At 54.7% G+C, this 25,801-nt stretch carries 32 protein-coding genes; 6 read left to right on the forward strand and 26 right to left on the reverse strand.

Annotated elements, in window-relative coordinates; translation table 11 throughout:
• Window positions 1-251 precede the first annotated feature (251 nt).
• Window positions 252-2,603 (forward strand): penicillin-binding protein 1A, encoded by a 2,352-nt coding sequence (locus QZ725_RS07015; RefSeq protein WP_293777800.1) that lies wholly within the window; start codon window positions 252-254, stop codon window positions 2,601-2,603.
• A 90-nt stretch (window positions 2,604-2,693) separates the two neighbouring features.
• Here the strand turns inward: QZ725_RS07015 and cyaY are convergent, their stop codons facing one another.
• The gene (cyaY, locus tag QZ725_RS07020) at window positions 2,694-3,032 is read right to left on the reverse strand and encodes an iron donor protein CyaY (RefSeq protein WP_293777803.1); all 339 of its coding nucleotides are present in this window, start codon (window positions 3,030-3,032) and stop codon (window positions 2,694-2,696) included.
• A gap of 51 nt (window positions 3,033-3,083) precedes the next feature.
• On the opposite strand from cyaY, the gene QZ725_RS07025 reads away from it, so the two are divergent.
• Window positions 3,084-3,353 (forward strand): lipoprotein, encoded by a 270-nt coding sequence (locus QZ725_RS07025; RefSeq protein ID WP_293777805.1) that lies wholly within the window; start codon window positions 3,084-3,086, stop codon window positions 3,351-3,353.
• A 21-nt stretch (window positions 3,354-3,374) separates the two neighbouring features.
• Complete coding sequence (lysA, locus tag QZ725_RS07030) at window positions 3,375-4,661, forward strand: diaminopimelate decarboxylase (RefSeq protein WP_293777808.1); 1,287 nt, start codon at window positions 3,375-3,377, stop codon at window positions 4,659-4,661.
• Window positions 4,662-4,734: 73 nt separating this feature from the next.
• Here lysA and QZ725_RS07035 read toward each other — a convergent pair whose 3' ends face one another.
• The 5 genes from QZ725_RS07035 to QZ725_RS07055 all read right to left on the reverse strand — a co-directional run bounded on the left by QZ725_RS07035 (window position 4,735) and on the right by QZ725_RS07055 (window position 10,687).
• Window positions 4,735-5,355, reverse strand: a complete 621-nt coding sequence (locus tag QZ725_RS07035) for a protein-methionine-sulfoxide reductase heme-binding subunit MsrQ (protein ID WP_293777811.1) — start codon at window positions 5,353-5,355, stop codon at window positions 4,735-4,737.
• Window positions 5,356-5,392: 37 nt separating this feature from the next.
• Window positions 5,393-6,373 carry a protein-methionine-sulfoxide reductase catalytic subunit MsrP gene (msrP, locus tag QZ725_RS07040; RefSeq protein ID WP_293777814.1) on the reverse strand — a complete coding sequence of 327 codons (981 nt, stop codon included), beginning with the start codon at window positions 6,371-6,373 and terminating at the stop codon, window positions 5,393-5,395.
• 129 nt (window positions 6,374-6,502) lie between these two features.
• Window positions 6,503-7,654, reverse strand: coding sequence for a c-type cytochrome biogenesis protein CcsB (gene ccsB / locus QZ725_RS07045; RefSeq protein ID WP_293777817.1), 1,152 nt, complete (start codon window positions 7,652-7,654; stop codon window positions 6,503-6,505).
• A gap of 109 nt (window positions 7,655-7,763) precedes the next feature.
• Window positions 7,764-9,884: a cytochrome c biogenesis protein ResB gene (locus QZ725_RS07050; RefSeq protein WP_293777820.1), complete on the reverse strand. Its 2,121-nt coding sequence runs from the start codon at window positions 9,882-9,884 to the stop codon at window positions 7,764-7,766.
• Between the two features lie 140 nt (window positions 9,885-10,024).
• The gene (locus QZ725_RS07055) at window positions 10,025-10,687 is read right to left on the reverse strand and encodes a c-type cytochrome (protein ID WP_293777823.1); all 663 of its coding nucleotides are present in this window, start codon (window positions 10,685-10,687) and stop codon (window positions 10,025-10,027) included.
• A 161-nt stretch (window positions 10,688-10,848) separates the two neighbouring features.
• Between QZ725_RS07055 and yihA the strand changes: the two genes are divergently transcribed.
• From yihA to QZ725_RS07070, 3 genes are all read left to right on the forward strand, one after another.
• A complete protein-coding gene (yihA, locus tag QZ725_RS07060) occupies window positions 10,849-11,580 on the forward strand; it encodes a ribosome biogenesis GTP-binding protein YihA/YsxC (RefSeq protein ID WP_293777825.1) in 732 nt (243 codons plus the stop codon).
• 224 nt (window positions 11,581-11,804) lie between these two features.
• Window positions 11,805-12,815, forward strand: coding sequence for a porphobilinogen synthase (hemB, locus tag QZ725_RS07065; protein ID WP_293777827.1), 1,011 nt, complete (start codon window positions 11,805-11,807; stop codon window positions 12,813-12,815).
• Window positions 12,816-12,870: 55 nt separating this feature from the next.
• Window positions 12,871-13,971: a magnesium transporter CorA family protein gene (locus tag QZ725_RS07070; protein WP_293777829.1), complete on the forward strand. Its 1,101-nt coding sequence runs from the start codon at window positions 12,871-12,873 to the stop codon at window positions 13,969-13,971.
• 59 nt (window positions 13,972-14,030) lie between these two features.
• On the opposite strand, the gene QZ725_RS07075 is transcribed toward QZ725_RS07070, so the two are convergent.
• The 20 genes from QZ725_RS07075 to rplX form a co-directional block, all read right to left on the reverse strand.
• Window positions 14,031-14,669: a peroxiredoxin gene (locus QZ725_RS07075; protein ID WP_293777831.1), complete on the reverse strand. Its 639-nt coding sequence runs from the start codon at window positions 14,667-14,669 to the stop codon at window positions 14,031-14,033.
• A 109-nt stretch (window positions 14,670-14,778) separates the two neighbouring features.
• Window positions 14,779-16,542 (reverse strand): protein-disulfide reductase DsbD, encoded by a 1,764-nt coding sequence (gene dsbD / locus QZ725_RS07080; RefSeq protein ID WP_293777833.1) that lies wholly within the window; start codon window positions 16,540-16,542, stop codon window positions 14,779-14,781.
• A 64-nt stretch (window positions 16,543-16,606) separates the two neighbouring features.
• Entirely contained in the window at window positions 16,607-16,948 is a 342-nt protein-coding gene (cutA, locus tag QZ725_RS07085) for a divalent-cation tolerance protein CutA (RefSeq protein ID WP_293777835.1), read from the reverse strand.
• A gap of 162 nt (window positions 16,949-17,110) precedes the next feature.
• Window positions 17,111-17,506, reverse strand: a complete 396-nt coding sequence (gene rplQ / locus QZ725_RS07090) for a 50S ribosomal protein L17 (protein WP_293777838.1) — start codon at window positions 17,504-17,506, stop codon at window positions 17,111-17,113.
• Between the two features lie 151 nt (window positions 17,507-17,657).
• Window positions 17,658-18,635, reverse strand: coding sequence for a DNA-directed RNA polymerase subunit alpha (rpoA, locus tag QZ725_RS07095; protein WP_293777841.1), 978 nt, complete (start codon window positions 18,633-18,635; stop codon window positions 17,658-17,660).
• A gap of 96 nt (window positions 18,636-18,731) precedes the next feature.
• Window positions 18,732-19,355, reverse strand: coding sequence for a 30S ribosomal protein S4 (rpsD, locus tag QZ725_RS07100; RefSeq protein WP_293777843.1), 624 nt, complete (start codon window positions 19,353-19,355; stop codon window positions 18,732-18,734).
• A 174-nt stretch (window positions 19,356-19,529) separates the two neighbouring features.
• Window positions 19,530-19,934, reverse strand: a complete 405-nt coding sequence (rpsK, locus tag QZ725_RS07105) for a 30S ribosomal protein S11 (protein WP_188381176.1) — start codon at window positions 19,932-19,934, stop codon at window positions 19,530-19,532.
• 40 nt (window positions 19,935-19,974) lie between these two features.
• Window positions 19,975-20,340 carry a 30S ribosomal protein S13 gene (rpsM, locus tag QZ725_RS07110; protein ID WP_293777848.1) on the reverse strand — a complete coding sequence of 122 codons (366 nt, stop codon included), beginning with the start codon at window positions 20,338-20,340 and terminating at the stop codon, window positions 19,975-19,977.
• 28 nt (window positions 20,341-20,368) lie between these two features.
• A complete protein-coding gene (rpmJ, locus tag QZ725_RS07115) occupies window positions 20,369-20,482 on the reverse strand; it encodes a 50S ribosomal protein L36 (RefSeq protein WP_014004415.1) in 114 nt (37 codons plus the stop codon).
• 39 nt (window positions 20,483-20,521) lie between these two features.
• Complete coding sequence (infA, locus tag QZ725_RS07120) at window positions 20,522-20,740, reverse strand: translation initiation factor IF-1 (protein WP_005663428.1); 219 nt, start codon at window positions 20,738-20,740, stop codon at window positions 20,522-20,524.
• 23 nt (window positions 20,741-20,763) lie between these two features.
• Window positions 20,764-22,095, reverse strand: coding sequence for a preprotein translocase subunit SecY (secY, locus tag QZ725_RS07125; protein ID WP_293777852.1), 1,332 nt, complete (start codon window positions 22,093-22,095; stop codon window positions 20,764-20,766).
• Window positions 22,096-22,122: 27 nt separating this feature from the next.
• Window positions 22,123-22,554, reverse strand: a complete 432-nt coding sequence (gene rplO, locus QZ725_RS07130) for a 50S ribosomal protein L15 (RefSeq protein ID WP_293777855.1) — start codon at window positions 22,552-22,554, stop codon at window positions 22,123-22,125.
• A 26-nt stretch (window positions 22,555-22,580) separates the two neighbouring features.
• Window positions 22,581-22,760: a 50S ribosomal protein L30 gene (rpmD, locus tag QZ725_RS07135; protein ID WP_293777857.1), complete on the reverse strand. Its 180-nt coding sequence runs from the start codon at window positions 22,758-22,760 to the stop codon at window positions 22,581-22,583.
• Window positions 22,761-22,770: 10 nt separating this feature from the next.
• Entirely contained in the window at window positions 22,771-23,289 is a 519-nt protein-coding gene (rpsE, locus tag QZ725_RS07140) for a 30S ribosomal protein S5 (RefSeq protein WP_188381171.1), read from the reverse strand.
• Between the two features lie 12 nt (window positions 23,290-23,301).
• Window positions 23,302-23,664: a 50S ribosomal protein L18 gene (rplR, locus tag QZ725_RS07145; protein WP_293777861.1), complete on the reverse strand. Its 363-nt coding sequence runs from the start codon at window positions 23,662-23,664 to the stop codon at window positions 23,302-23,304.
• 9 nt (window positions 23,665-23,673) lie between these two features.
• Entirely contained in the window at window positions 23,674-24,207 is a 534-nt protein-coding gene (rplF, locus tag QZ725_RS07150; protein ID WP_293777864.1) for a 50S ribosomal protein L6, read from the reverse strand.
• A gap of 10 nt (window positions 24,208-24,217) precedes the next feature.
• The gene (gene rpsH / locus QZ725_RS07155) at window positions 24,218-24,613 is read right to left on the reverse strand and encodes a 30S ribosomal protein S8 (protein WP_293777867.1); all 396 of its coding nucleotides are present in this window, start codon (window positions 24,611-24,613) and stop codon (window positions 24,218-24,220) included.
• A gap of 14 nt (window positions 24,614-24,627) precedes the next feature.
• On the reverse strand, window positions 24,628-24,933 hold the full coding sequence (rpsN, locus tag QZ725_RS07160; protein WP_293777870.1) for a 30S ribosomal protein S14: 306 nt from the start codon (window positions 24,931-24,933) through the stop codon (window positions 24,628-24,630).
• 7 nt (window positions 24,934-24,940) lie between these two features.
• Window positions 24,941-25,480 (reverse strand): 50S ribosomal protein L5, encoded by a 540-nt coding sequence (rplE, locus tag QZ725_RS07165; protein ID WP_293777872.1) that lies wholly within the window; start codon window positions 25,478-25,480, stop codon window positions 24,941-24,943.
• A gap of 6 nt (window positions 25,481-25,486) precedes the next feature.
• Window positions 25,487-25,801 carry a 50S ribosomal protein L24 gene (gene rplX, locus QZ725_RS07170; RefSeq protein WP_293777874.1) on the reverse strand — a complete coding sequence of 105 codons (315 nt, stop codon included), beginning with the start codon at window positions 25,799-25,801 and terminating at the stop codon, window positions 25,487-25,489.

Raw genomic sequence — 25,801 nt, forward strand, 5'->3', positions numbered from 1 at the left:
GCTCGATTGCGCGAACAAGACGCAGCAAAAGCGTTTAAAAACTGATAATTAGCGTGCCTTGATGAAACATTGCTTCAAATCGTGCCGCATGGCTTGCAAACTGTAAAGCAATTTCCACTCAGCAATTTGCAAATGCGTTGCCAAAAGTCCACTCGACAGAAACCAACAGTCACGGCTGACTTTAGGGTGGATTGAGCAAAGGATAGAAGGCAGCCCGCTATAATGTCCAAACACGAATTTTCTTTTCCCGCATGGCTTCCAAACAATCCGCATCAGACGACAAATCCCCGAAAAAAGCGCGCAGTACCTCGTCTACCATTCTGCGATGGACACTTGGTTTCTTCGGATTGCTTGCCGGCCTAGGCACCATCTGTGCGCTGATTCTGGTCTTCGCTCTGGCGATGGCTTATCCCAATTTGCCTGCACTGGACTCACTGACCGACTATCGCCCCAAGATCCCCTTGCGCATTTTCTCTGCAGATAACGTCCTGATAGGCGAATTTGGCGAGGAAAGACGTAATTTAGTGCGGATCAATGAGATCCCGGATGTCATGAAGAAAGCCGTGTTGGCGATTGAAGACGACCGTTTTTTTGAACACGGTGGCGTCGATTACGTCGGCATCATTCGCGCGGCCGTGCACAACCTCAGTGGCGGCGCGCGCCAGGGCGCATCGACCATCACCCAGCAAGTTGCCCGCAATTTCTTTCTATCCAGCGAACAAACGCTGAAGCGCAAGATTTACGAGGTGCTGCTGGCCTGGAAGATCGAACGCAATCTGTCCAAAAACCAGATTCTCGAGGTGTACATGAACCAGATCTATCTGGGGCAACGCGCCTATGGTTTTTCGTCTGCGGCACAAATCTATTTCGGCAAGAAACTGCAAGATATCTCGGTCGCCGAAGCGGCGATGCTGGCTGGCCTACCCAAAGCACCATCTGCCTATAACCCGGTGGTGAATCCCAAACGCGCCAAGGCGCGCCAGCAATACATCCTGCAACGCATGTACATGCTTGGCTACATCAGTGAAGCACAATACAACCAGGCGCGCGAAGAGGAACTCAAGGTCAAGACCAGCAGCAGCGAATTCGGCATTCACGCCGAGTACGTGTCCGAAATGGCGCGCCAACTGGTGTACGAGCAATTCAAGGAAGAAACCTATACCCGCGGCCTAAACGTTTTCACCACGATCACCAAGGCCGATCAGGACGCCGCCTATCTGGCCGTGCGCCGTGGCATCATGGCGTATGAAAAACGCCAAGCGTATCGCGGCCCGGAAAGCTATATCGAGATTCCCGACAAGAAGGAAGAAGCAGAAGACACGATCGAAGTCGAGCTCGCCAATCATCCTGACAGCGACGATCTGGTCGCCGCCGTCGTACTTGAAGCGAATCCCAAACTGATCCGTGCCGTGCTGATCTCTGGCGAGGAAATCAATATTCAGGGCGAAGGCCTGCGCTTCGCAGCGCAATTGCTCAATGAGAAGGCACCGCCGAATCGCCGCGTGCGTCGTGGCGCCGTCATTCGTGTCATGCAGGAAGGCAAAACCTGGAGCGTGACGCAAATGCCGGAAGTGCAATCAGCCTTCGTTGCGGCGGACACCAAGGATGGCGCCATTCGCGCGCTGGTTGGTGGTTTCGATTTCAACCGCAGCAAGTTCAACCATGTAACGCAGGCATGGCGTCAGCCAGGTTCGTCGTTCAAGCCGTTCATCTACTCGGCTTCGCTGGAAAAGGGCTTGTCGCCATCGACCATCATCAACGATGCACCGATCAGCTTCAGTAGCGGCACCACCGGCGGCCCGCCTTGGGAACCAAAGAACTATGACGGCAAGTACGATGGTCCGATGACGATGCGCAAGGGTCTGACGAAATCCAAGAACATGATTTCGATCCGCATCCTGCACAAGATCGGCGCCAAATACGGCCAGGAATACATCACGCGCTTCGGTTTCGATCCGGCCAAGAATCCACCTTATCTAACGCTGGCGCTGGGTGCCGGCAACGTCACACCGTTGCAAATGGCAGGTGCGTACGCAGTATTCGCCAATGGCGGCTACAAGATCAATCCCTATCTAATCTCACGTATTACCGATGCCGAAGGACGCATGCTGTCACAGGCCAAACCCGATCTGGCCGGCGATGAAAACAACCGCGTTATCGATGTGCGCAATGCCTTCCTGATGGACAGCATGCTCAAAGATGTCGTCAACCACGGTACGGCCACGCGCGCGCTCTCGCTCAAGCGTACCGATCTGGCCGGCAAGACCGGTACGACCAACGATTCCTTCGATGCGTGGTTTGCCGGTTACCAACCGAATCTGGTGGGCGTCGCTTGGATCGGTTTCGACCAGCCGCGCAACCTCGGCAGTCGTGAGACTGGTGGCGGTCTGGCCTTGCCGATCTGGATCGGCTACATGGAAAAAGCGCTGAAAGGTGTGCCAATGGCAGAGCGCGAAATCCCGGAAGGCATCATTCAGGCGAATGGCGATTACTTCTACGCCGAGAACCCACCCGGCCTGGGTGTGCGTAGTCTGGATGTGCCGGGCGCACCTGGCTCCGGCACTGCACCGACTCGTGATGAAGTGAAAAACGAACTGTTTTAAGTGAGTACCTGCATTAACAACAAAGGGACGCCACGGCGTCCCTTTTCTTTTGTACAGCTGCTTTAGCGCAAATTTCTCGACGGCCTTGCGTCACCCCGCCTTGCGTACCGTCACTTCTACACCGCTTTGCGCACTGATTGCCTGCGACAAGACGGCAAACAATTCCGAACCATCGCGGGTATTGATCCAATCCTCACCTTGTTTCTTGAAGTGAAACCCACCCGAACGCGCAGCCAGCCATAATTCCTGCATCGGTGCCTGACTGTTGACGATGATCTTGGAACCGTTATCAACGAGCTCAATCTCCAACACATTGCCGCTACGCGAACATTCAATATCCAGCACATCATCGTCTGCCAGCGCTTCCAGCGCGGCCTCGATCTGGTTCAGCGTGGCCTCTGCCTGCTCCAGGAATTCCGATTCGGTCATGCTACACTCCAACACGTTTTTCGTTAATTTATCCAAACCGGGATTCTCATCGTGAAGTCTGCATCCGGCTTGCGCCGCATTATGCCCTCTTTTACCATCATGCTGGGCATTGCCGTAATCAGCCTGCTCAGCGGTTGCGGCATCAAGGGACCGCTCTACCTGCCCGGCACGAAAATGCCGTCGGGACAATCCAGAAACGCCATCCCGACACTGCCGCCGGCAACCACCAGCACAAACACGACCAACTCAAGCACGAATACCAGTAACACGACGACAACACCAGCGACAACACCGTCTTCGACCGACGTCGATGCGCGCTGATTTTCTGCCAATACATTCACCATGCCGCATTTTTCCTATCAAGCAGGCACGCTGCACGCCGAAGGCGTGTCGCTAGCCGACATTGCCAGCCAATTCGGTTCGCCAACTTACGTCTACTCCAAGGCTGCGCTGAGCGAGAATTTCCGCGCCTATGCCGATGCCTGTCGCAACAATGGTCGCGACGAGACGACGTCACTGGTCTGCTACTCCGTCAAATCCAATTCCAATATCGCCGTGCTGAATCTGCTCGGCAAACTGGGCTCGGGCTTCGACATCGTTTCGGGCGGTGAACTGCTGCGCGTACTCGCAGCAGGCGGCTCGCCACGCAAGGTGATTTTTTCCGGCGTAGGCAAATCGCGCGACGAAATGCGTCTGGCACTATCACACGACATTCTCTGCTTCAACGTCGAATCGATTCCCGAACTGCATCGCCTGAACGAAGTTGCTGGCGAACTCGGCAAACGCGCGCCTATCTCGCTGCGCGTGAATCCGAATGTCGATGCGAAAACCCATCCTTATATTTCCACCGGCCTCAAGGACAACAAGTTTGGCGTGGCCTATGAAGATGCGCTGGAAACCTATCGCGTTGCCGCATCCTTGCCGCATATCGACGTCACCGGCATCGATTGCCATATCGGGTCGCAACTGCTGGATGATGCACCGCTGCTGGAAGCCGTCGACAAGCTGATTGAGCTGATCGATACGCTGGCCGCTGAAGGTATCCATGTTCACCATCTCGATATCGGCGGCGGCATCGGCATCGACTACAACGGCGACAAACCCGTTGCCGTTGGCGACTACCTGACGCGTCTGTTCGCCAAGATCGACGCATGGCGCAAGCAAAAATATAATGGCGCGCCGATCAAGGTCTTGTTCGAACCAGGTCGCTCCATCGTCGGCAACGCCGGCGTATTGCTGACCGAAGTGCAATTCATCAAGCATGGCGAAACCAAGAATTTCGCCATCGTCGATGCTGCCATGAACGACCTGATGCGCCCTGCCATGTACGAGGCCTGGCACGGCGTACAAACCGTCAAGGAAACGAGCATCACCAACGCGCCCGAATACGATGTAGTCGGCCCCGTCTGCGAATCGGGTGACTGGCTGGCACGCCAGCGCGCCTTGCAGATCGAACAGGGTGATCTGCTGGCCATCATGTCTGCCGGCGCTTACGGCATGACCATGTCTTCCAACTACAACACGCGCGGCCGTGCTGCCGAAGTCATGGTCGATGGCAAGAATATGCATTTGATCCGCAAGCGCGAACAGGCTGCCGATCTGTTTGCACTGGAATCCCTACTGCCCTGAACGTCTTCATCAATGTATTGCAAACGAAAAAGGCCGTTCGCATGATCGGCCTTTTTACATGGCACGGCACCATTCACGTTCTTGCCGGTTTGCGTAGCGACCACACGACGCGCATCCCCAGCAGCAATAAGACAATCACACCGAAGATCAGCGGCTGCTCCAGATCATTCTTGCCGGCCTTCATCCACCAATAATGCAAGATCGCCAGCAGTGCGATCACATAGATAAGGCGATGCAACCATATCCAGCGCTTGCCTCCCAGACGCTTGACCATCGCATTCGTGCTCGTCACCGCTAGCGGAATCAGCAAGACAAAGGCAGCGAAACCGACCGCAATGAATGGCCGCCTGATGACATCTTTCCACATCTCGGCCAGATCGAAAAAGTGATCGAACCAGAGAAAGGTTGTGAAATGCAACGTGGCGTAAAAGAAGGTGAATAACCCCAGCATGCGGCGCAAACGCAGCAGCCAATTCCAGCCACTCACGCGGCGCAAGGGCGTGACCGCCAGCGTGATGCAGAGCAGATAAAGCGTCCAGTCACCGGTATTGCGCGTGATGAATTCAATCGGATTCGCCCCGAGGGCATCGGCATAGATGGCCCATGCCAATCGCAGGAAAGGCAACGAGGCTGCCATGAATACCACCACTTTGAACAAAGTGATCTGACGTGGCGAAAGCTGGGCAGGAAACATGGCAAGCGCGTTTGACTGATGGAAGAAGCGATCAGGATCAGTAGAATTTTTTCAGATCCATGCCGCTGTACAGCGAAGCAACCTGTTGCTCGTAACCGTTGAACATCAATGTCGGACGTTTCTTGGTGAAGAAACCATCTTCGCCAATGCGGCGCTCACTGGCCTGCGACCAGCGCGGATGATCGACCTGCGGATTGACGTTCGAATAGAAGCCATATTCACTCGGCGCCGCCCGATTCCATGCAGTACGCGGTTGCTCGCGTACGAAGCGGATCGCAACGATGGACTTGGCCGATTTGAAACCGTATTTCCACGGCACCACCAGTCGCACCGGTGCGCCATTCTGATTAGGCAAGACTTCGCCATACATGCCCAGCGTCAGCAACGTCAGCGGATGATTGGCTTCGTCGATGCGCAATCCTTCCACATAGGGCCAATCCAGCACGGGACGACGCAAGCCATGCATGCTTTCCTTGTCAGCCATGGTCACGAACTCGACATACTTCGCATTGGAAGTCGGCTGCACTTTCTTGATGATTTCGGAAAACGAATAACCGATCCAGGGAATCACCATCGACCAGCCCTCCACGCAACGCAGCCGATAGATACGCTCTTCGAGAGGCGCCAGTTTCAAGAGGCTATCGATATCCAGCGTCATCGGCTTGCCGACTTCGCCTTCAATGCGCACGCTCCATGGCCGTGTCTTCATTGCCTTGGCATAGCGCGCCGGGCTTTCCTTGTCGGTGCCGAATTCATAGAAATTGTTGTAAGTGGTCGCGTCCTTGTAGGGCGTCTGCTTGTCGGCCACCTGATAGACAGTGTTGCTTTTAGCGGCCAGCTTGGTCGCCGTTGTCTGGGCAAAAGCTTCGCGTGACAACATTTCCATCAAGCCGGTGCCAGCCACAGCCCCGACTGCCATTTTCTGCATGAAGGCACGGCGCGATTCGACAATGGCACGCGGCGTGATTTCGGATGCATACGGAAGGTCGATTCCGTTGGGTCTACGTGGGATCAGCATGGCGCCACCTTTTAGAAGACAAGACAATATGCTTCAGACTTGCTGCGCGGAACGGAAGTTCATTGTGACGCAGCCATCGCTCCCATCATGCGCCCACATTCCCATGTCCGCTGAACGCTTGCCGGATGACTAGAGTTCACCGTAGGAATGCAAGCCGGAGAGAAACATGTTGACGCCAAGGAAAGCAAACGTCGTCACCAGCAAGCCGACGATGGCCCACCATGCTGCGACCTGTCCGCGCAAGCCCTTGATGAGCCGCATGTGCAGCCATGCCGCATAGTTGAGCCAGACGATCAACGCCCAGGTTTCCTTGGGATCCCATGACCAGTAGCCCCCCCAGGCCTCGGCCGCCCACAAGGCACCGAGAATCGTGGCAATCGTGAAGAAGGCAAACCCGACGGCGATCGCCTTGTACATGATGTCGTCCAGCACTTCGAGCGAAGGCAAGCGATCGGCCAGAATTCCCTTGGCCTTGAGCAGATAGGCAATCGCCACCATCGCCGCCAAGGCAAACGTGCCGTAACCGATGAAGTTGGCCGGCACGTGAATCTTCATCCACCAACTTTGCAAGGCTGGCACCAGAGGTTGAATTTCACCGGCATCGCGCGACACCATGTACCACAGCAAAAATGCCACGGCGGCGGTAATCACCAGCAAGACAAACGGACCAAGCTGACGCGTGGCGTATTCCTGTTCGTAATAGAGATAGAACAGTGCCGTTACCAGACAGAAGAGGATGAAAACTTCATACAGGTTGGATACTGGAATGTGGCCGATATCGGGACCAATCAGATACGACTCGTACCAGCGCACCAGCATGCCCGTAAAGCCCATGACGACCGCCGCCCAGCACAACCGGCTACCAATGGCCCCACCAGTTTGCGAACGCGCAATCAAACCGCCCCAGTAAAACAAGGTGGACAGGATGAACAGCATGCTCATCCACAGAATCGCGGACTGACTCGAAAACAGATACTTGAGAAAGAATTTCTGCTCGGCCGCCGCCAGCGAGCCGTCGTACAGTGAAATCGCAAACAGGGCGAGCACCGCCATCATCGCCGTCAGCCAGCGCACCGATTTCCAGTGCCAGCCAAGCCACGTAAAAGTCGGCACGGCGCACAGAAGGATCGCCTCTTCGTAGACATCCATGTGATGTCCATACCGACGCAAGGCAAACAGCGCGCCGGCAAGCCATGCAAATGCATACAGCCAGTCGAATGCCGTCAGCCTTTTGAAAAATCCTGCCGGCTGTGCATAAGCCTGTTTCTGTGCGACATCCATGCCATCTCCTTTCGGTAACGTGTCTGCGACACCTGCCTTATTGCGCTTCGTGCAGCGCGCATTTTTTGGTAACTCCGGTGCTACCCGCTCATCCTGGCATGACAACACGTCACGATGCTGGCGGTTGTTGCAATTGTGTTTGCAGCACAGCAAATTCTTTCTCGAAATCCAGGGTCTGTCGTTGCGTACTCATGGCCATCAAAGCATGACTCTGGTGTTCGCCTGCGGCACGAATCCAGATCCACATGCGACGCTCGCGGATATAGAACATCGAGAATACCCCGAGCGTCAATAAAAGGCAGCCAAGATAGACAATGTTTTTCCCGGGCGAGCGCGTGATCTGAAATACCGAAGCCTTTACCTCTTCGAAACCCTGCAATTGCAGATACACGGGGGAACCATAGAAAAAGGCATCGGAGTACGCATTGGCGGAAAGTTGCAGGAAGCGGCCGTGTCGCTCATCTATCGGCATGGCTGGCAAGCCATCCTTTTGCCGTGCCAATTGCCACAAATCCCAGAGACTGCCATTCAGGATCTTCATGAAGATGTCGGCAGCCTTTTCCTGCTCCGCTGCCGGGATGCGTTCAAGAAATTGCGATACCGCCAGATAACCGGCGCTGTCACCATCGCCGGCAAAGATCGTCAAACCGCGCAATGCCGATGCCTGCAACTGTTCGCGCAAGCCATGACTGCCGGAACGCACATCCGGCAAGGCACGACGTGCATAGGCCGCCGCTGCCTGCTCGCGCATGGTCGGCGTCATGAGCGCGGCACGCAAGCGCATCCACTCTTCGACCGAATCGTTGTCGTCAGCCGGAATGCGCAAAAAGCGGAACGGCTCAGCAGGCGATTCGCGCATGCCTGCCAGGAACACATAGGCACCATCGACTTCGACCGGCTGCATGTAGTTGTGATATTCACGTGCCTGACCGTTACGGTCGCGCAGCTTGTATTGCACGCTGGGGCCGACATTCTTGAACTCGCGCACATCGGCCATCTTGGCAGCAGAACCCAGATGACGATCCAGACTCGCAGAGAAACGCTGATTGAAACCTTGTGCCGGATTCACGGCTCGCACATCCTGCCCCTGATGCGCCAGGTTCTCGACATTGAAAGGTCGGAAGCCCGACCACTCGATGGTGTAATCGCCGCCTGCACGCTTGTCCAAAGGCGTTGCACCGCCTACTTCGCCTTTTAATTCGAAGGCTTTCTCGCTACTGCCACGCATCGGGAAAGCACGCACCTGCAGATGACTGCCGCCATCTTCGAAACTCGACTGATAGATGGCGATGCCGCGATAGATGAGCGGCTGGTTCACCTTGATGGTTGCGGGAAAACGCTTGCCGGTTTCATGATCGGTCACGCTCACTTCGCTAACAAACAACTTCGGCATGCCAGTCGAGTAGTACTCGATGATGAAGCGCGACAGTTGAATTGAGAAAGGCAGATCCTGAATCAGCACGCCATCCTGCTGCGGAATGATCGCCGTGCTGCTGGCACCGCCTTCCGGAATCATGGTGTTGCCGCGAAAGCTGGGGTTGCCAGCACCAAGACGATGTGTCGCCGGAATCTCGGCAATCAATCCATTGCCGGCAAATGGCGTCTTGTCGAACAACATCTTTTGTACGCGAATCGGCAAGTCGGAGTCCAGCAAACCGCCGATACAGATGATGACGATGGAGGCATGCGCGAAAATGTAGCCCCATTTATTGCTTGTCCCCTTTCGGGCGGCAATCAAGGTAGCGCCCTCTTTTTCGACAACTTTGGCGCGATAGCCGTGATGACCGATGCGAGCAATGGTCTGTGCCACAAGCACCTCACGCGACGTGCTTTCCTGCCATTCGCAGCGATGCGGGAAGTTGCGCAATGATTGCTCGCGCACATTGTCGCGCCAACTGCGCATGTCGCGCAGCATCTTGGGTGTATTGCGGATCAGGCACAAGGAAGTCGATATGACGAGGAAGCCCATGATGACCATGAACCACCATGCCGAATAGACATTGTAGAGATGCAGCTTGCCGAACAGCGCAAACCAGAACGGGCCGAACTGGTTGACGTAGTTGGTCATCGGCTCGCCCTGCTTGAGCACGGTACCGATGACGGAAGCGATGGAAATCAGCGTCAGCAGACTGATGGCAAAACGCATCGAGGACAACAATTCGACGCTCTCCGCCAGCCAGCGACGTTGCGTATTCAGTTGCCAGCCGCCGGTATTCGTTTCCGTTTCCATCGTCATCCGCTATGCCACTCCTCTGATGCTGCCTGCCGCTTCGTTATGCCGATGCATTTTACTGGCTTGTCACGCGCCTCAACATGGAAAGGGCGCAAAAAAGGGCAGCATCGCTGCCCTTGATTGATCCGAGGGGAAACTTACTTGAGACCGGCCACGTAATCAGCCACTGCCTTGATTTCGGCATCCGACATGCGCTGCACGATTTGCGTCATCTGCTCGCTATTCTTGCGGGCACCGGAGCGAAATGCCATCAACTGCGCTTCGGTATAGGTCTGATGCTGACCGGCCAAACGCGGAAACTGCGCAGGAATGCCGGCGCCATTGGCGCTATGACAAGCAGCACACGCTGGCACGTGCTTCTCGGCGATGCCGGCACGGAAGATTTTCTTGCCCAGCTCGACCGTATCCTTGTTATGTGCGGCGCCAGGAGAAGGCTTGGAGGATTTCACCAGATAGGCAGCGATGTTTTGCATATCCTCTTCGGTCATGCCCTTGGCAATCGGCTCCATGATGGGACTGTGCCGGTCACCATTCTTGAAATTGAGCAATTGCTTATGAATGTAGGCACCATGCTGGGCCGACAATTTGGGGTTTTCTGGCAGAGAGGCATTACCGGAAGGGCCGTGACAAGTAATGCAGGCAGTCACGTTGCGGGCATTGTCGCCCATGTTGTAAAGCATTTCGCCCTTGGCGGGGTCTGGCTTGACGGCAGGTTTCGGCTCGGCGGCATGCGCCAGAGAAAACACCGTCAAGAGGGCGAAAAAGAAAGACTGTACGACCGGTAGGCAAACACGATTCATTCGGACACCTTGAAGACTTATTATTAAAATCTGCCAAGTTGGCAACCGTTTTAGCAACTACTTAGGTGCGACTGGTTCTCCTGAGCTACGCGATGTAACGCCGCATTGTACAATAGCTTTTCGGCATTTTTGCCAGCCCGCAGCTTTTTATCCCCGTCCCTATGTCCCGACTTTGGCAAGCCCGCTTTTTCACTACAGTCAATCATCTGCGTGATTTGCCAAATACGCAAGTTCCCGAAATCGCTTTCGCCGGGCGCTCGAACGCCGGCAAATCGACGGCCATCAACATTCTCGCCAACCAGAAGAAACTCGCGTTCGCGTCGAAAACACCGGGCCGTACGCAGCACATCAACTTCTTTTCGATCGGCGGCGCACACGTCGGCCAGCATCGCAAGGATGCCACGCGTGTCGACGAGATTCAGGCTTTGCTGGTCGATCTGCCAGGGTACGGCTACGCCGAAGTGTCCGGTTCCGCCAAACTGCACTGGCAAGCTCTGCTTGGCGATTACGTGCAACGTCGCGAACAACTCGCTGCATTAATCCTAATCGTCGACGCACGCCGGCCGTTTACCGATCTCGACATCCAGATGCTCGAATGGTTTGCACCAACCGGGAAGCCAATCCACTGCCTGCTGACCAAGGCCGACAAGCTCAATCGCAACGATGGCACCAATGCCTTGCGTGCAGCGCGCGACCTGTTGAAGAGCTACGTCGATCAGGATGGCCAGCCCTTCCCGTTCACGGCACAACTATTTTCCTCGCTCAAGCGAACCGGGATTGAGGAAGCCGATGCAAAAATCCTGTCGCTGCTGGGATTGGATAAAGACGAATCGGAAACTACGACCGATATGGCGGCGTCCCGCGAGCCGGACCACGATTCCGACGCCGGATAAAAAAAGGCCCTGGAGAAAGGGGAGTATCTCCAGGGCAATAACGCCATTTCGCAGTGCGATCTGGCCCCGCTCAGGGAGGAGAAGCGGGAGATGCAAAGCATCTGCTACTAGGATGAAGCTACTGCAAAAAAGTTTCGGCTTTTTCGCATATTTTTTGTGATCGAATTACCATCGATACCAAGCTTTCCACTGTTCTTCATGTTCCTTTCCTTTGCGACAACGCCATGACCAAACCGACTTCTCCTGCCTTTCCCGCCGTCCGCATGCGTCGCATGCGCAAAGATGCGTTCTCGCGCGCCATGATGCGCGAACATACATTGTCACCGGCCGATCTGATTTATCCCGTCTTCATTACCGAAGGCCAGAACCATCGCGAAAAAGTTGCCTCGATGCCTGGTGTCGAGCGCCTTTCCATTGATGAACTGTTGAGCGTCGCCGAAGAGTGTGTGGCGTTGAAAATTCCTGTGCTGGCCCTGTTCCCTGTCATTCAGGCATCGCTGAAAACGCCGGACGGCATCGAAGCCACCAATCCCGATGGTCTGGTGCCGCGCGCCGTGCGCGAACTGAAAAAGCGCTTTCCCGAACTTGGTATCCTGACCGATGTCGCGCTTGATCCCTATACCAGTCACGGCCAGGATGGCGTACTCGATGCGCATGGTTATGTCCTCAACGACGAAACCTGCGCCATCCTGACGCGCCAGGCGCTGACGCAAGCCGAAGCCGGCGTGGACATCGTCGCGCCATCGGACATGATGGATGGCCGCATCGGCATGGTCCGCCACGCGCTGGAAGCGCATCATCACATTCACACGCGCATCATGGCGTACTCGGCAAAGTATGCGTCGGCCTTTTACGGACCGTTCCGCGATGCCGTCGGCTCCTCCGCCACGCTCGGCAAGAGCGACAAGATGACGTATCAGATGGACCCGGCCAACAGCAACGAAGCACTGCGTGAAGTCGCCCTCGATATCGCCGAAGGTGCGGACATGGTGATGGTCAAACCCGGCATGCCTTATCTGGATATCGTGCGCCGCGTGAAAGATGAATTCCGCGTCCCGACCTTCGCTTATCAGGTCAGCGGTGAATACGCGATGATCAAGGCGGCAGCTCAGAATGGCTGGCTCGACCACGATCGCACGATGATGGAATCCATGATTGCGTTCAAGCGTGCCGGTGCCGATGGCGTACTCACGTATTTCGCACTCGACATCGCGCGACGACTGAAACAAGGCTGACTGTTTTTTGTCAAATGGCGGCGACCGCTTGCGTCGCCCAAACGGATCGCCCGACATGCACATCTATCACATCGAAGAGCGCCAGACTTCCGTACTCGACAGTGCCCACATCGCTCCGCCGACCCAAGGTTATCTATGGATTACTTCGACGCACGACGAAATCGGTGCCGATCCTGAAGGCTGGCGCAGTGCGATTGAACAGATCACCGGCATTCGTCCCTACGATCTGCATTTGCAGGACGCGCTGAATCAGAAGCATCCGTCCTACTTCGATTCGACGCAGGATTATGCAATGGTCGTGTTCCGCAAACTTGCGCTGCCGGTCGAGCAAGCGACAACCGCAAATAGCACCGCAAGCGCAAACGACAGCGTCCCGATTCTCGACAAGTTGCGCACGCAACCTGTCACCTTCGTACTGGCCGATCACGTCGTCATCACCGTCCATGCCGCCAATAGCCGCACCATCGAAGCAATGCGCACACGCTTGCTCGATTATCGTTATCGCCCGGAGAACGGCACGCAATACAATCGTCCACCCGCCTCGCCTGCCGAACTGGCCTTGCGCTTATTGAATGCCATGGTTGATCAGTATCTGGATCTGCGACAACCACTGACAGCACAGATCGATCGCTGGCAACGTGCCCTGCTGCACCCGCGCCGCCCGTTTCGCGACTGGAATGCGCTGCTCGATGCACGCATCGAATTGCGCAAGCTCGACCACCTGTGTGAAGAGCAACATGATGCCCTGCAAGAACTACGTGATTATTTTGTCGATAGTACCGGGGACGGCATACATGGCCGCGCCAAGGATTTGCTGCTGGTCCGCGTGCATGACGTGATGGAACACATCACCCGTACACTCAATCATGCAAGGCGGCTCGAATCGTCGCTGGAGTCCGCCGTGCAGATCCACTTTTCCGCGATGGCGCATCGGACCAGCGAGATCATGCGCACACTGACAGTCATCACCGCCCTGTTCATGCCGCTAACGCTCATCACCGGCATCTTCGGCATGAACTTCATCACCATGCCTTTGCTGCAGGACCATTACGGCTTCTGGATCACAGTTGGCTGCATGCTCGCGATCATGATCGGCTTGCTGATTTTCTTTCGGCGAAAACACTATCTGGAAGACCGCATTCTCGATCGAAAGTGAAGACTTAAAACAAAAGCGCCCGGCAAAACTGCCGGGCGCTTTTGTTTTACCAACCGATATTACTTATTCGGCTGTGGCGTCACACGCAGATACGGACGCTCGGCCTTGTAACCTTTCGGGAATTTCTGCTTGATCACCTCTTCATCCTGGATCGTGAGCGGGATGATGACGTCATCGCCATCCTTCCAGTTGCCAGGTGTAGCAACGGAATAGCCATCGGTCAGTTGCAGCGCATCGATCACACGCAACACTTCATCGAAATTGCGGCCGGTGCTCATTGGATACGTGATCGTCAGGCGAATCTTTTTCTGCGGATCGATCACGAACAGCGAACGCACTGTTGCCGTCGCCGATTGATTCGGATGAATCATGTCATACGCCGTTGCCACTGTCTTGTCGGCATCGGCCACGATCGGAAAGCCGACCACAGTCTTTTGCGTTTCTTCAATGTCCTTGATCCAGGATACATGCTTGTCAGCTGGATCGACAGACAGCGCGATCGCCTTGACGTTACGCTTGTCAAATTCGGGGTTGAGCTTGGCCGTCAGGCCAAGTTCGGTGGTACAAACTGGCGTGAAATCTGCTGGATGCGAGAACAGCACGACCCAGGAATCCCCAGCCCATTCGTGAAACTTGATCTTGCCAATCGACGAATCCTGCTCGAAATCAGGGGCAGTATCACCTAAACGTAATGTCATCGCGTTCTCCTTTGGTTTGATGAATGTTTGACTATAGAAGCGTTGGACGCTTTTCCCAACAACAAATATGCATTAAACAAATAACGACTGGCTATGATCACCGCCCGATTCAGAACGAACGGACCAGCTCCAGCGATTGCGTGAATTTTGCTGCATTCTGAAACCCAATCACACGACCGCCACGAATTTCCTGCCCTGACTTGTCGAAGAAGATGATGCCCGGCGGCCCAAACAGATTGAAGCGACGCAACATCGCTTTGTCATCGGCATCGTTCCTTGTGACATCGACTTGCAACAACACCATCTGGTCCAGATGCGCACGTACGTCGGCGTGGGTGAATGTGAATTTCTCCATCTCGATGCATGAGACGCACCAATCCGCATAAAAATCCAGCATCACGTTTTTGCCTGCAGCTTGCTGCAGGGCACGATCAAGATCGTCCACCGTTTTGACGCGTACAAAGCGCACTTCCTCATGCGATGACTCTCTCAAATGGGCAAATGGCGACAAAGCATCGCGTCCACCGGTTGCCACCCCGACCAATTGCAATAAACCACAGGCCAGCAAAAATACCCCGACCGCCTTGGCGAACCAGGCACCTTTCATTCCCCATAACAAATAGCCGCCATAAGCCATGCCCAGTGCGGCCCAGCCCAGCATGAAAACCGCGGCTGGAATAATGGGCGAAATCATCCACAAGGCGACGCCCAGCATCAGTACACCAAAGAGACGTTTCACCGCATCCATCCACGCCCCGGCTCGCGGCAGCAAGGTACCAGCCGACAAACCAATCAATAGCAACGGCACGCTCATCCCCATCGCCATGGCAAACAATGCACTGGCGCCGATGAGAACGTCACGCGTTTGACTGATATATACCAGCGCACCTGCCAATGGCGCTGCGACGCAAGGCCCAACGATCAGCGCCGACAGCGCCCCCATCACAAATACGCCCGGCAATTTACCGGCCGATTGGCGTCCCGAGGCGCCACTCAACCGTGATTGAATCGCGCTCGGCATCTGCAGTTGGTAGACATCAAACATTGCCAATGCCAACCCAACCATCATCAGCGCGAATGTCGCCAGCACCCAGGGCTTTTGCAATGTCGCGGCCAATCCCTCACCAATCAAGCCTGCCGCCGTGCCCAGCGCCGTGTAGACAATCGCCATGCCCAACGAATACACCAGCGCCAATGTAAAGCCGCGACGGCGGCTGACAGTGGCGCCTTCGCCGACGATGATGCTCGACAGAATAGGCAGCATCGGCAATACGCATGGTGTGAAGGCCAATCCGAGACCCAAAAGGAAAAACAGCGGCACGATTACCAGCAAACGACCGCTTTGCAAGGAGCGCTCAATGCGCCCCATATCCGTTTCCGCAATCGCTGCTTCGCTGGCCGATATACCGGCCGGCAACGCATCTGCTGTCGTCAGTAACGCAGGGCTGCCGTCTAGCGTCAGACGCACAGCCGTATCCATCGGCGGATAACACAATCCCTGATCCGAACACCCTTGGCTAGTCGCAATCAAGGTGAAAGGCGCGGACGTTTGCACCGGTACGCGTATCGTCACTTCGCCACGATACGTCTCCACGTCCTTTTGAAAGGTTTCATCGAATTTGATTTTCCCCGGCGGAATGACGGGTGCGCCGAGCACGGCATCGGTCGAGCGAAAATCGAAACGCTCGCGATACATGTAATAGCCGTCCGCAATACGGTAGGTGATCGTGGCGGTTTGCGCATCACTCATGCGCGCCGACAACACGAATGCCTTTTCCGGCGCAAGAAAATCCTCCGCCTGCGCTGCAGAAAATCCCAAGCATAGTGTCACGATAGCCAACAGGTGCAGAACAAGAACTTTTGCGAACTTCATGACTGGCATGTGCAAGTTATGTATGTAAAAACGCGCTTCTAAAAGACAAAGCAAATGGCGACTTTCAGGCATTGTTTGGCGGTGTACTCTCTTCATGTACCCAGTTCAGATAAGCCGGCAATCCGGCGACGACAGGCACAGCAATAATTTCTGGTAGTTCGTAGGGATGCAAGGCTCGAATCGCCGCTTCCACGGCAGCATAAGCGACACTGCTGGTCTTGATTTGCACAGGTGTTTCCGCACTCTCCGCCACGACGCCTTGCCAGCGATAGATCGATTGCATGGGGGCGCCCAGGCTCACGCACGCCGCCAAGCGCTGTTCAACCAAGTGTCGTGCCAGTTGCATTGCCGCAGCGCGATCCGGCATCGTGGTCAAAACAAGCAGCGTGGCAGTATCAGCCGGCATGGATTTCCTCGGTGGAGACAGTCTTTGTGGATAGATGAGCAAACACGCTATCGGTTCATAGCAGCGCGAATGCACGAACTATCTTGCCACAAGAAACCGGGCGCTCCGAAAAAACAAAAGCCAGGCAATGCCTGGCTTTTTCATGATCGGTAAGTAACCCGATTATTCTGCGCTGTTGTCTTCCACTGCTTCGGTGGTTTCTGGACGATCGACCAGTTCAACGAAAGCCATTGGTGCATTGTCGCCAACGCGGAAACCCATTTTCAGGATACGCAGGTAGCCGCCGTTGCGGTTTGCGTAGCGTGGGCCCAGTTCCGAGAACAGTTTGCCGACGATCTCGCGATCGCGCAGACGGTTGAAAGCCAGACGCTTGTTTGCCAGCGTATCGGTCTTGCCCAGAGTCAGGATCGGTTCGACGACGCGACGCAGTTCCTTGGCTTTTGGCAACGTGGTTTTGATGGCTTCATGACGCAGCAGGGAAACGGTCATGTTGCGCAGCATCGCAAGGCGATGGGAAGAAGTACGGTTCAGCTTGCGAAGGCCGTGACGGTGACGCATGGTATTTCCTTTCAGTTAGTTTGTATCCAGTTCTTCTATCGTTACCCTTGCGGGCAACGCGGACCGGTGAATTGCGAATTATACAGGATGGCACACACTGCACTACCCTGGTACGGCATCAGGGAGCAGCACAAACCGCTCCCTTGATTTCTTACTTGTCGAGACCGGCTGGTGGCCAGTTTTCGAGCTTCATGCCCAGCGTCAAACCGCGGGATGCCAACACTTCCTTGATTTCGTTCAGTGACTTGCGGCCGAGGTTTGGCGTCTTGAGCAGTTCGTTTTCGGTGCGCTGGATCAGATCGCCGATGTAGTAGATGTTTTCGGCTTTCAGGCAGTTTGCCGAACGAACCGTCAGTTCCAGATCGTCGACTGGACGCAGCAGGATCGGATCGACAGCCGGTGCACGCGATGGTGCATCTGCAGGCGCTTCCGTGCCTTCCAGGGCAGCGAACACATTCAGTTGATCCACCAGCACGCGAGCAGATTGACGGATCGCTTCTTCGGGCGTGATCACACCGTTGGTTTCGATGTTGATGACCAGTTTGTCCAGATCGGTACGTTGTTCAACACGAGCAGACTCAACAGCGTACGACACGCGACGGACTGGCGAGAACGATGCGTCGAGGATGATGCGACCGATGGTCTTGTTTGCATCTTCCGACAGACGACGCACGTTACCTGGAACGTAGCCACGGCCTTTTTCAACCTTGATCTGCATGTCCAGCTTGCCACCGGCAGTCAGGTGAGCGATCACGTGATCCGGGTTGATCAGTTCAACGTCGTGCGGCAATTCGATGTCCGACGCCAACACGGCGCCTTCGCCTTCCTTCTTCAGGGTCAGCGTCACGTCATCACGGTTGTGCAGTTTGAACACCACACCCTTGAGATTCAGCAGCAGATCAACAACGTCTTCCTGCACGCCATCGAGCGACGAGTATTCGTGCACGACACCCGCGATCGTCACCTCGGTCGGCGCGTAGCCAACCATCGACGACAGCAGTACGCGACGCAGTGCATTGCCCAGCGTGTGGCCATAACCACGTTCGAACGGCTCCATCACGACTTTTGCGTGACCGGCACCGAGTGCTTCAACTTCAATAATACGAGGCTTCAACAAGCTGTTTTGCATGAAATGTCCTTTTCAATACCCTCGGCTCATTACACCGATAAGGCTGACGGCATTACGAAAAAAGCCCACCAGACGGTGGGCCGGAGAAACGGGGGATTAACGCGAATACAGTTCGACGATCAGCGATTCGTTGACGTCGCCAGCGATTTCGCTGCGATCAGGAGCAGCCTTGAAGGTGCCTTCCATTTTTTTGGAATCAACCGACACCCACGATGGCAAACCGACTTGCTCAGCCAGCGACAGCGATTCAACAATACGCACTTGCTTCTTGGCTTTTTCACGGATGGCAACCACGTCGCCAGCCTTGACTTGGTACGAAGCGATGTTGACAACGATACCGTTGACGGTCAGCGCCTTATGCGACACCAGCTGACGCGCTTCAGCGCGGGTCGAGCCGAAGCCCATGCGATAGACGACGTTGTCCAAACGGGCTTCCAGCAATTTCAACAGGGTTTCACCGGTGTTGCCTTTGCGACGTTCTGCTTCAGCGAAGTAACGGCGGAACTGACGCTCGAGGACGCCGTACATACGCTTCACTTTTTGCTTTTCGCGCAGCTGGTTGCCGTAGTCCGAAGTACGTGCACCCGAAGTGCGACCGTGTTGACCTGGCTTGGAATCCAGTTTGCACTTGGAATCCAGCGAGCGACGTGCGCTCTTCAGGAACAGATCAGTGCCTTCACGGCGGGAGAGTTTGGCTTTAGGTCCGATATAACGTGCCACGAGTTTTTCCTTTATTTATCGATGACGCCTCGGAATGAATCTTCTTGCGAAAACACAATTCATCAGGCGCTAGTCTGATCAGCGTGCAATCAGACAGTGGGCTTAAGAACAAAACCCGCCAAGGACATTGGCGGGCCAGATATGCTACAGGAAAACCTGTCGCAGGAACAGCAATTAGATACGACGACGCTTTGGAGGGCGGCAGCCGTTATGTGGAACAGGCGTCACGTCCTGGATCTGGGTGATCTTGATGCCCAGATTGTTCAGTGCGCGCACAGCCGATTCACGGCCTGGGCCTGGGCCCTTGATACGCACTTCCAAATTCTTGATACCGTATTCGATCGCAACTTTACCGGCGGCTTCAGCGGCAACCTGCGCAGCAAACGGGGTCGATTTACGCGAACCCTTAAAGCCAGCGCCACCCGACGTAGCCCACGACAAGGCATTGCCTTGACGATCGGTGATCGTGATGATGGTGTTGTTGAAAGAAGCATGCACGTGTGCGATGCCTTCAGCAACGTTCTTTTTAACTTTCTTACGCGCACGTGCTGCTGCGGCGTTGTTAGATGCTTTTGCCATAATTCTTTCCTTGAATCCGACGAGTCAAACTGCGACTGGATTATTTCTTCAGCGACTGCGCTGCCTTGCGCGGACCTTTACGGGTACGAGCATTGGTACGGGTGCGTTGACCACGAACCGGCAGGCCGCGACGATGACGCAAACCGCGATAGCAGCCCAGGTCCATCAGGCGCTTGATATTCATCGAGAGTTCACGACGCAGATCGCCTTCGACGATGAACTTCGCGATTTCGTCGCGCAGCTTCTCGAGTTCGTTATCGTCGAGATCCTTGACCTTCTTGGTGGTCGGCACACCGGTTGCTTCGCAAATTTCTTGCGAACGCGAACGACCGATACCATAGATAGCGGTCAGACCGATGACGGTGTGTTGATGGTTGGGTACGTTTACCCCAGCGATACGTGCCATTCGTTATTCCTCAATCAATAACGTTAAATTAACCTTGGCGCTGCTTGTGACGCGGTTCGGTGCAGATCACGCGAACGACGCCTTTGCGCTTGATGATTTTGCAGTTGCGGCAGATCCGCTTGACTGATGCGAGCACTTTCATGTTTGCCCTCTTCCTTACAGTTCTGATTCGTTTTTAAAATTACTTGGTACGGAATACGATCCGTGCCCGGCTTAAATCATAAGGCGTCAGTTCTACCGTCACCTTGTCACCTGGGAGGATGCGAATATAGTTCATCCGCATCTTTCCTGAAATGTGACCGAGCACGACATGCCCGTTTTCCAACTTGACTCTAAAAGTTGCATTCGGAAGATTCTCAAGAATCTCGCCCTGCATCTGGATTACGTCGTCTTTTGCCATTCGTTCGCCTGTTTTCCCTCGCATTAACGCGATGGAATGCCACCCTTGAAATTTGCCTTGCGCAGCAACGATTCATATTGCTGGGACATCACGTAATTTTGTACTTGCGCCATGAAGTCCATGGTCACAACCACAATAATTAGCAACGATGTGCCACCGAAATAGAAAGGCACTTTCCAGCGCGCAATCAGGAACTCCGGCAATAAGCAAACCAGCGTGATATATACCGCACCGGCCAGCGTCAAGCGCGTCAGGATCTTGTCGATGTAGCGGGCCGTCTGATCACCAGGACGAATGCCTGGGACAAATGCACCGCTCTTCTTCAAGTTGTCCGCCGTTTCTCTGCTATTGAATACCAACGCGGTATAGAAGAAGCAGAAGAAAACGATCGCTGCCGCATACAACAAAGCATGAATCGGCTCGCCTGGCGCCATTGATGCTGCAAGATCCTTGAGGAAACGAACCGCAGGATTCGTCGTCTCGCCGGATGTGAACCAGCTCGTGATCGTCGCCGGGAACAGGATGATCGACGATGCAAAGATCGGCGGAATCACACCTGCCATGTTCAGCTTCAGCGGCAGATGACTGCTCTGACCACCGTAAATCTTGTTACCGACCTGACGCTTGGCATAGTTCACGAGAATTTTGCGTTGACCGCGCTCGATGAACACCACCAGATATGTCACCAGTGCCACCACCACGCAAATCAGGATCGCTGCCAGTGCACTCATCGAACCCGTGCGTACCAACTCGAACAAACCAGCAATTGCGCTTGGCAAACCTGCCGCAATACCCGCGAAGATGATGATCGAGATACCGTTACCCAGACCACGCTCGGTGATTTGTTCACCCAGCCACATCAGGAACATCGTACCGGTTACCAACGTGATCACCGTCGTTACACGGAAGGCCAAACCAGGATCAATCACCAGACCGATTTGCGATTCCAGCGCTACCGCAATACCCAGAGCCTGGAACGTTGCCAGCACCAAAGTGCCGTAACGTGTGTACTGCGTAATCTTGCGACGACCGGATTCGCCTTCTTTCTTCAGCGCTTCCAGTTGCGGCGAGACGACCGTCATCAGTTGCATGATGATCGACGCCGAAATGTAAGGCATGATGCCCAGCGCGAAAATCGTGAAGCGGGACAACGCACCACCTGAGAACATGTTGAACATGCCCAGAATGCCGCCTTGATTCTGCTTGAACAACTGTGCCAACTGCTCTGGATCAATCCCTGGCACCGGAATGTGTGCACCGATACGGAATACAACCAAAGCACCAAGCAGGAACCACAGACGCCCCCACGGAAAACCGCTGGCGGCGCCTTTGGCGAGCTGAGGAGTTGTAGCCAATTAATACTCCGAAATCAGACTGCAGATTTACGCAACAGAACCGCCGGCTGCTTCAATTGCTGCTTTCGCGCCCTTGGTTGCGACCAGACCTTTGAGTGTCACCTTCTTGGTGATCTCGCCAGACAGGATGACGCGCACATTGCGAGCCAATTCCGACACGATACCGGCTTGCTTCAATGCCAAGATATCGATTTCGGTGACCGGCAATGCTTCCAGATCGGACAAGCGAACTTCTGCTTTGAACGGGGTTGCCAGCGATTTGAAACCGCGCTTTGGCAAACGACGTTGCAGAGGCATCTGACCGCCTTCGAAACCGACTTTATGGAAGCCGCCCGAACGGGATTTCTGACCTTTGTGACCACGACCCGACGTTTTGCCGAGACCGGAGCCGATACCGCGACCAACGCGACGCTTAGCGTGCTTTGCGCCTTCTGCTGGTTGAATGGTGTTCAATTCCATATTGTTCTCCGTGTGCGAGCCGAAGCTTACGACACTACTTTCACGAGGTACGAAACCTTATTGATCATGCCGCGTACTGCAGGCGTATCTTCCAGTTCACGAACCGAATTGACACGACCCAGACCGAGACCGCGAACGGTTGCGCGATGCGTTTCGCGCGTGCCGATCAGACCTTTGACCAGTTTGACTTTGATGGTATTTGCCATTGCGTTCACCTTAGCCCAAGATTTCTTCAACGGATTTGCCGCGCTTGGCAGCGATTTCCGAAGGCGTATTCATTTTTGACAGACCGTCCAGCGTGGCGCGAACCATGTTGTATGGGTTGGTCGAACCGGTGGATTTCGCCACAACGTTCGTTACACCCATGACTTCAAAAATTGCGCGCATCGGGCCACCGGCGATCACACCGGTACCGTCTTTCGCTGGCAGCATCAGAACCGAGGAAGCACCATGCTTGCCGGTTACGGTATGTTGCAGCGTGCCGTTCTTCAAGGTGACCTTGATCATCTTGCGGCGAGCTTCTTCCATTGCCTTCTGCACGGCGACCGGCACTTCTTTCGACTTGCCTTTGCCCATGCCGATACGGCCATCGCCATCACCGACCACAGCCAATGCAGCGAAACCCATGATACGACCACCCTTGACCACTTTGGTCACACGGTTGACCGCGATCATTTTTTCGCGCATGCCGTCATCAGGCTTGTCGCTTTGCATTTTGGATTGCATTTTTGCCATGACGATTCTTCCTTAGAACTTCAGACCAGCTTCGCGTGCAGCTTCAGCAACTGCCTTGATGCGGCCGTGGTAACGGAAACCGGAGCGATCGAACGCAACTTCGGTAATTCCTGCTTTCAGTGCTTTTTCTGCGACACGCTTGCCGACCAGAGTTGCAGCGGCAACATTGCCACCTGCACCGGTTTGACCGGACAATTCCTTGCGCACTTCAGCTTCGAGCGTGGAAGCCGATGCCAACACCTGTGCGTCAGGACCGATAACGGTAGCGTAGATGTGCAGATTGGTACGATGCACAGCCAGACGGTTGACCTTCAACTCGGCAATCTTGATGCGAGTTTGGCGACCGCGGCGCAGACGTGATTGTTTCTTATCCATCGTCAACCCTTACTTCTTCTTGGTTTCTTTGAGCACAACCACTTCATCCGAGTAACGAACGCCCTTGCCTTTGTATGGCTCTGGCGAACGATAAGCACGAACTTCTGCGGCAACCTGACCGACGCGTTGACGATCGATACCCTTGATCAGGATTTCGGTCTGGGTCGGCGTTTCAACCTTGATACCTTCCGGCATCTGATGAACGACAGGGTGCGAGAAACCCAGCGACAGATTCAGCTTGTCGCCTTGTGCGGCGGCACGGAAACCCACGCCAACCAGGTTTAACTTCTTCTCGAAACCCTTGGTGACACCGTTAACCATGTTATTGACCAGTGCACGGATGGTACCGGACATGGCATTGGCTTCGCGGCTGTCATCGGCAGCGTGAACGTTCAACGTGCCGTTGTTGTTTTCGATTTTCACCAGACCGGTCAAGGCCTGCGACAAGGTACCCAACGGGCCCTTGACGGTGATTTGATCTGCACTGATGGTCACTTCTGCGCCACTTGGCAGTGCAATCGGCATTTTACCTACACGAGACATCTTGCACTCCTTAAGCGACGTAGCAGATCACTTCGCCACCGACGCCGGTAGCGCGTGCTTTGCGATCAGTCATGACGCCACGCGGGGTCGACACAATGGCCACACCCAAACCGTTCATGACGCTTGGAATTTCATCCTTGCCTTTGTAGATACGCAGTCCTGGACGGGACACGCGCTCAAGGCGTTCGATGACTGGACGGCCAGCATAGTATTTCAAACCGATTTTCAGTTCTGCCTTGCCAGCATCTTCTGTTACGGCGAAATCTTCGATGTAACCTTCGTCACGCAGAACGTTGGCAATCGCGACTTTGACTTTTGACGATGGCATGGCCACCGTCGTCTTTTGCACGACTTGCGCGTTGCGGATACGGGTCAGCATATCGGCGATAGGATCGCTCATACTCATAGCTTGTTCTCCTATTACCAGCTAGCTTTAGTCATACCCGGGATCTCGCCACGCATGGCGGTTTCACGGAGTTTGATACGGCCCAGACCGAACTTGCGGAAAGTGCCACGTGGACGACCAGTCAGGGAGCAACGATTACGTTGACGGGTAGGAGCCGAGTTACGCGGCAGCGCCTGCAATTTCAGGCGAGCTTCGTAACGCTCTTCTTCCGACTTTGATTGGTCATCAATGATTGCCTTCAACTCAGCGCGCTTGCCGGCGTATTTCTTCACCAGGTTTGCACGCTTTTGTTCACGGTTAATCAGCGCCAGTTTTGCCATGGCAACCTCAGTTTCTGAACGGAAATTTAAATGCGGCGAGAAGCGCTTTTGCTTCGTCGTCGGTCTTTGCGGTCGTCGTGATAGAAATGTTCATACCACGCAACGCATCAATCTTGTCGTACTCGATCTCGGGGAAAATGATCTGCTCTTTCACACCGATGTTGTAGTTGCCACGACCATCGAACGCCTTGCCCGACACACCACGGAAATCGCGTACACGAGGCAGCGCGACCGTGATCAGACGATCAAGGAATTCATACATCTGCGCACCGCGCAACGTAACCATGCAACCAATCGGGTAGCCTTCACGGATTTTGAAACCCGCAATTGCTTTACGCGCCTTGGTGACAACCGGCTTCTGACCAGCAATTTTGGTCAGATCGCCTACGGCGTGCTCGATGATCTTCTTGTCAGCAACTGCTTCCGACAAACCCATGTTCAGGGTGATCTTCAACAGACGCGGCACTTCCATCGGCGACTTGTACGAGAATTTCGACGTCAGGTCGGCGACGACTTTTTCTTTATAGAATTCTTGGAGACGGGCCATGATCTCTTAACCCTTTACAACTTCGCCGCTCGACTTATAGACACGAACTTTCTTACCGTCCACATCCTTGAAGCCTGCGCGATCTGCCTTGCCGGTTGCTGCATTGAACAATGCAACATTCGACACATGAATTGGCATCAACTTATCGACGATGCCACCGGTTGCACCCGTCATCGGGTTTGGCTTGGTAGCCTTCTTGGCGACGTTCACGCCTTCCACGATAACGTGCTCAGCATCAACGCGACGCTGCACGACACCGCGCTTGCCCTTGTCCTTACCGGACAGAACGATGACTTCGTCGCTTTTACGAATCTTGCTCAT

This window comes from uncultured Oxalicibacterium sp. (genome assembly GCF_913776015.1).
In the GTDB taxonomy this organism is placed as follows: domain Bacteria; phylum Pseudomonadota; class Gammaproteobacteria; order Burkholderiales; family Burkholderiaceae_D; genus Oxalicibacterium.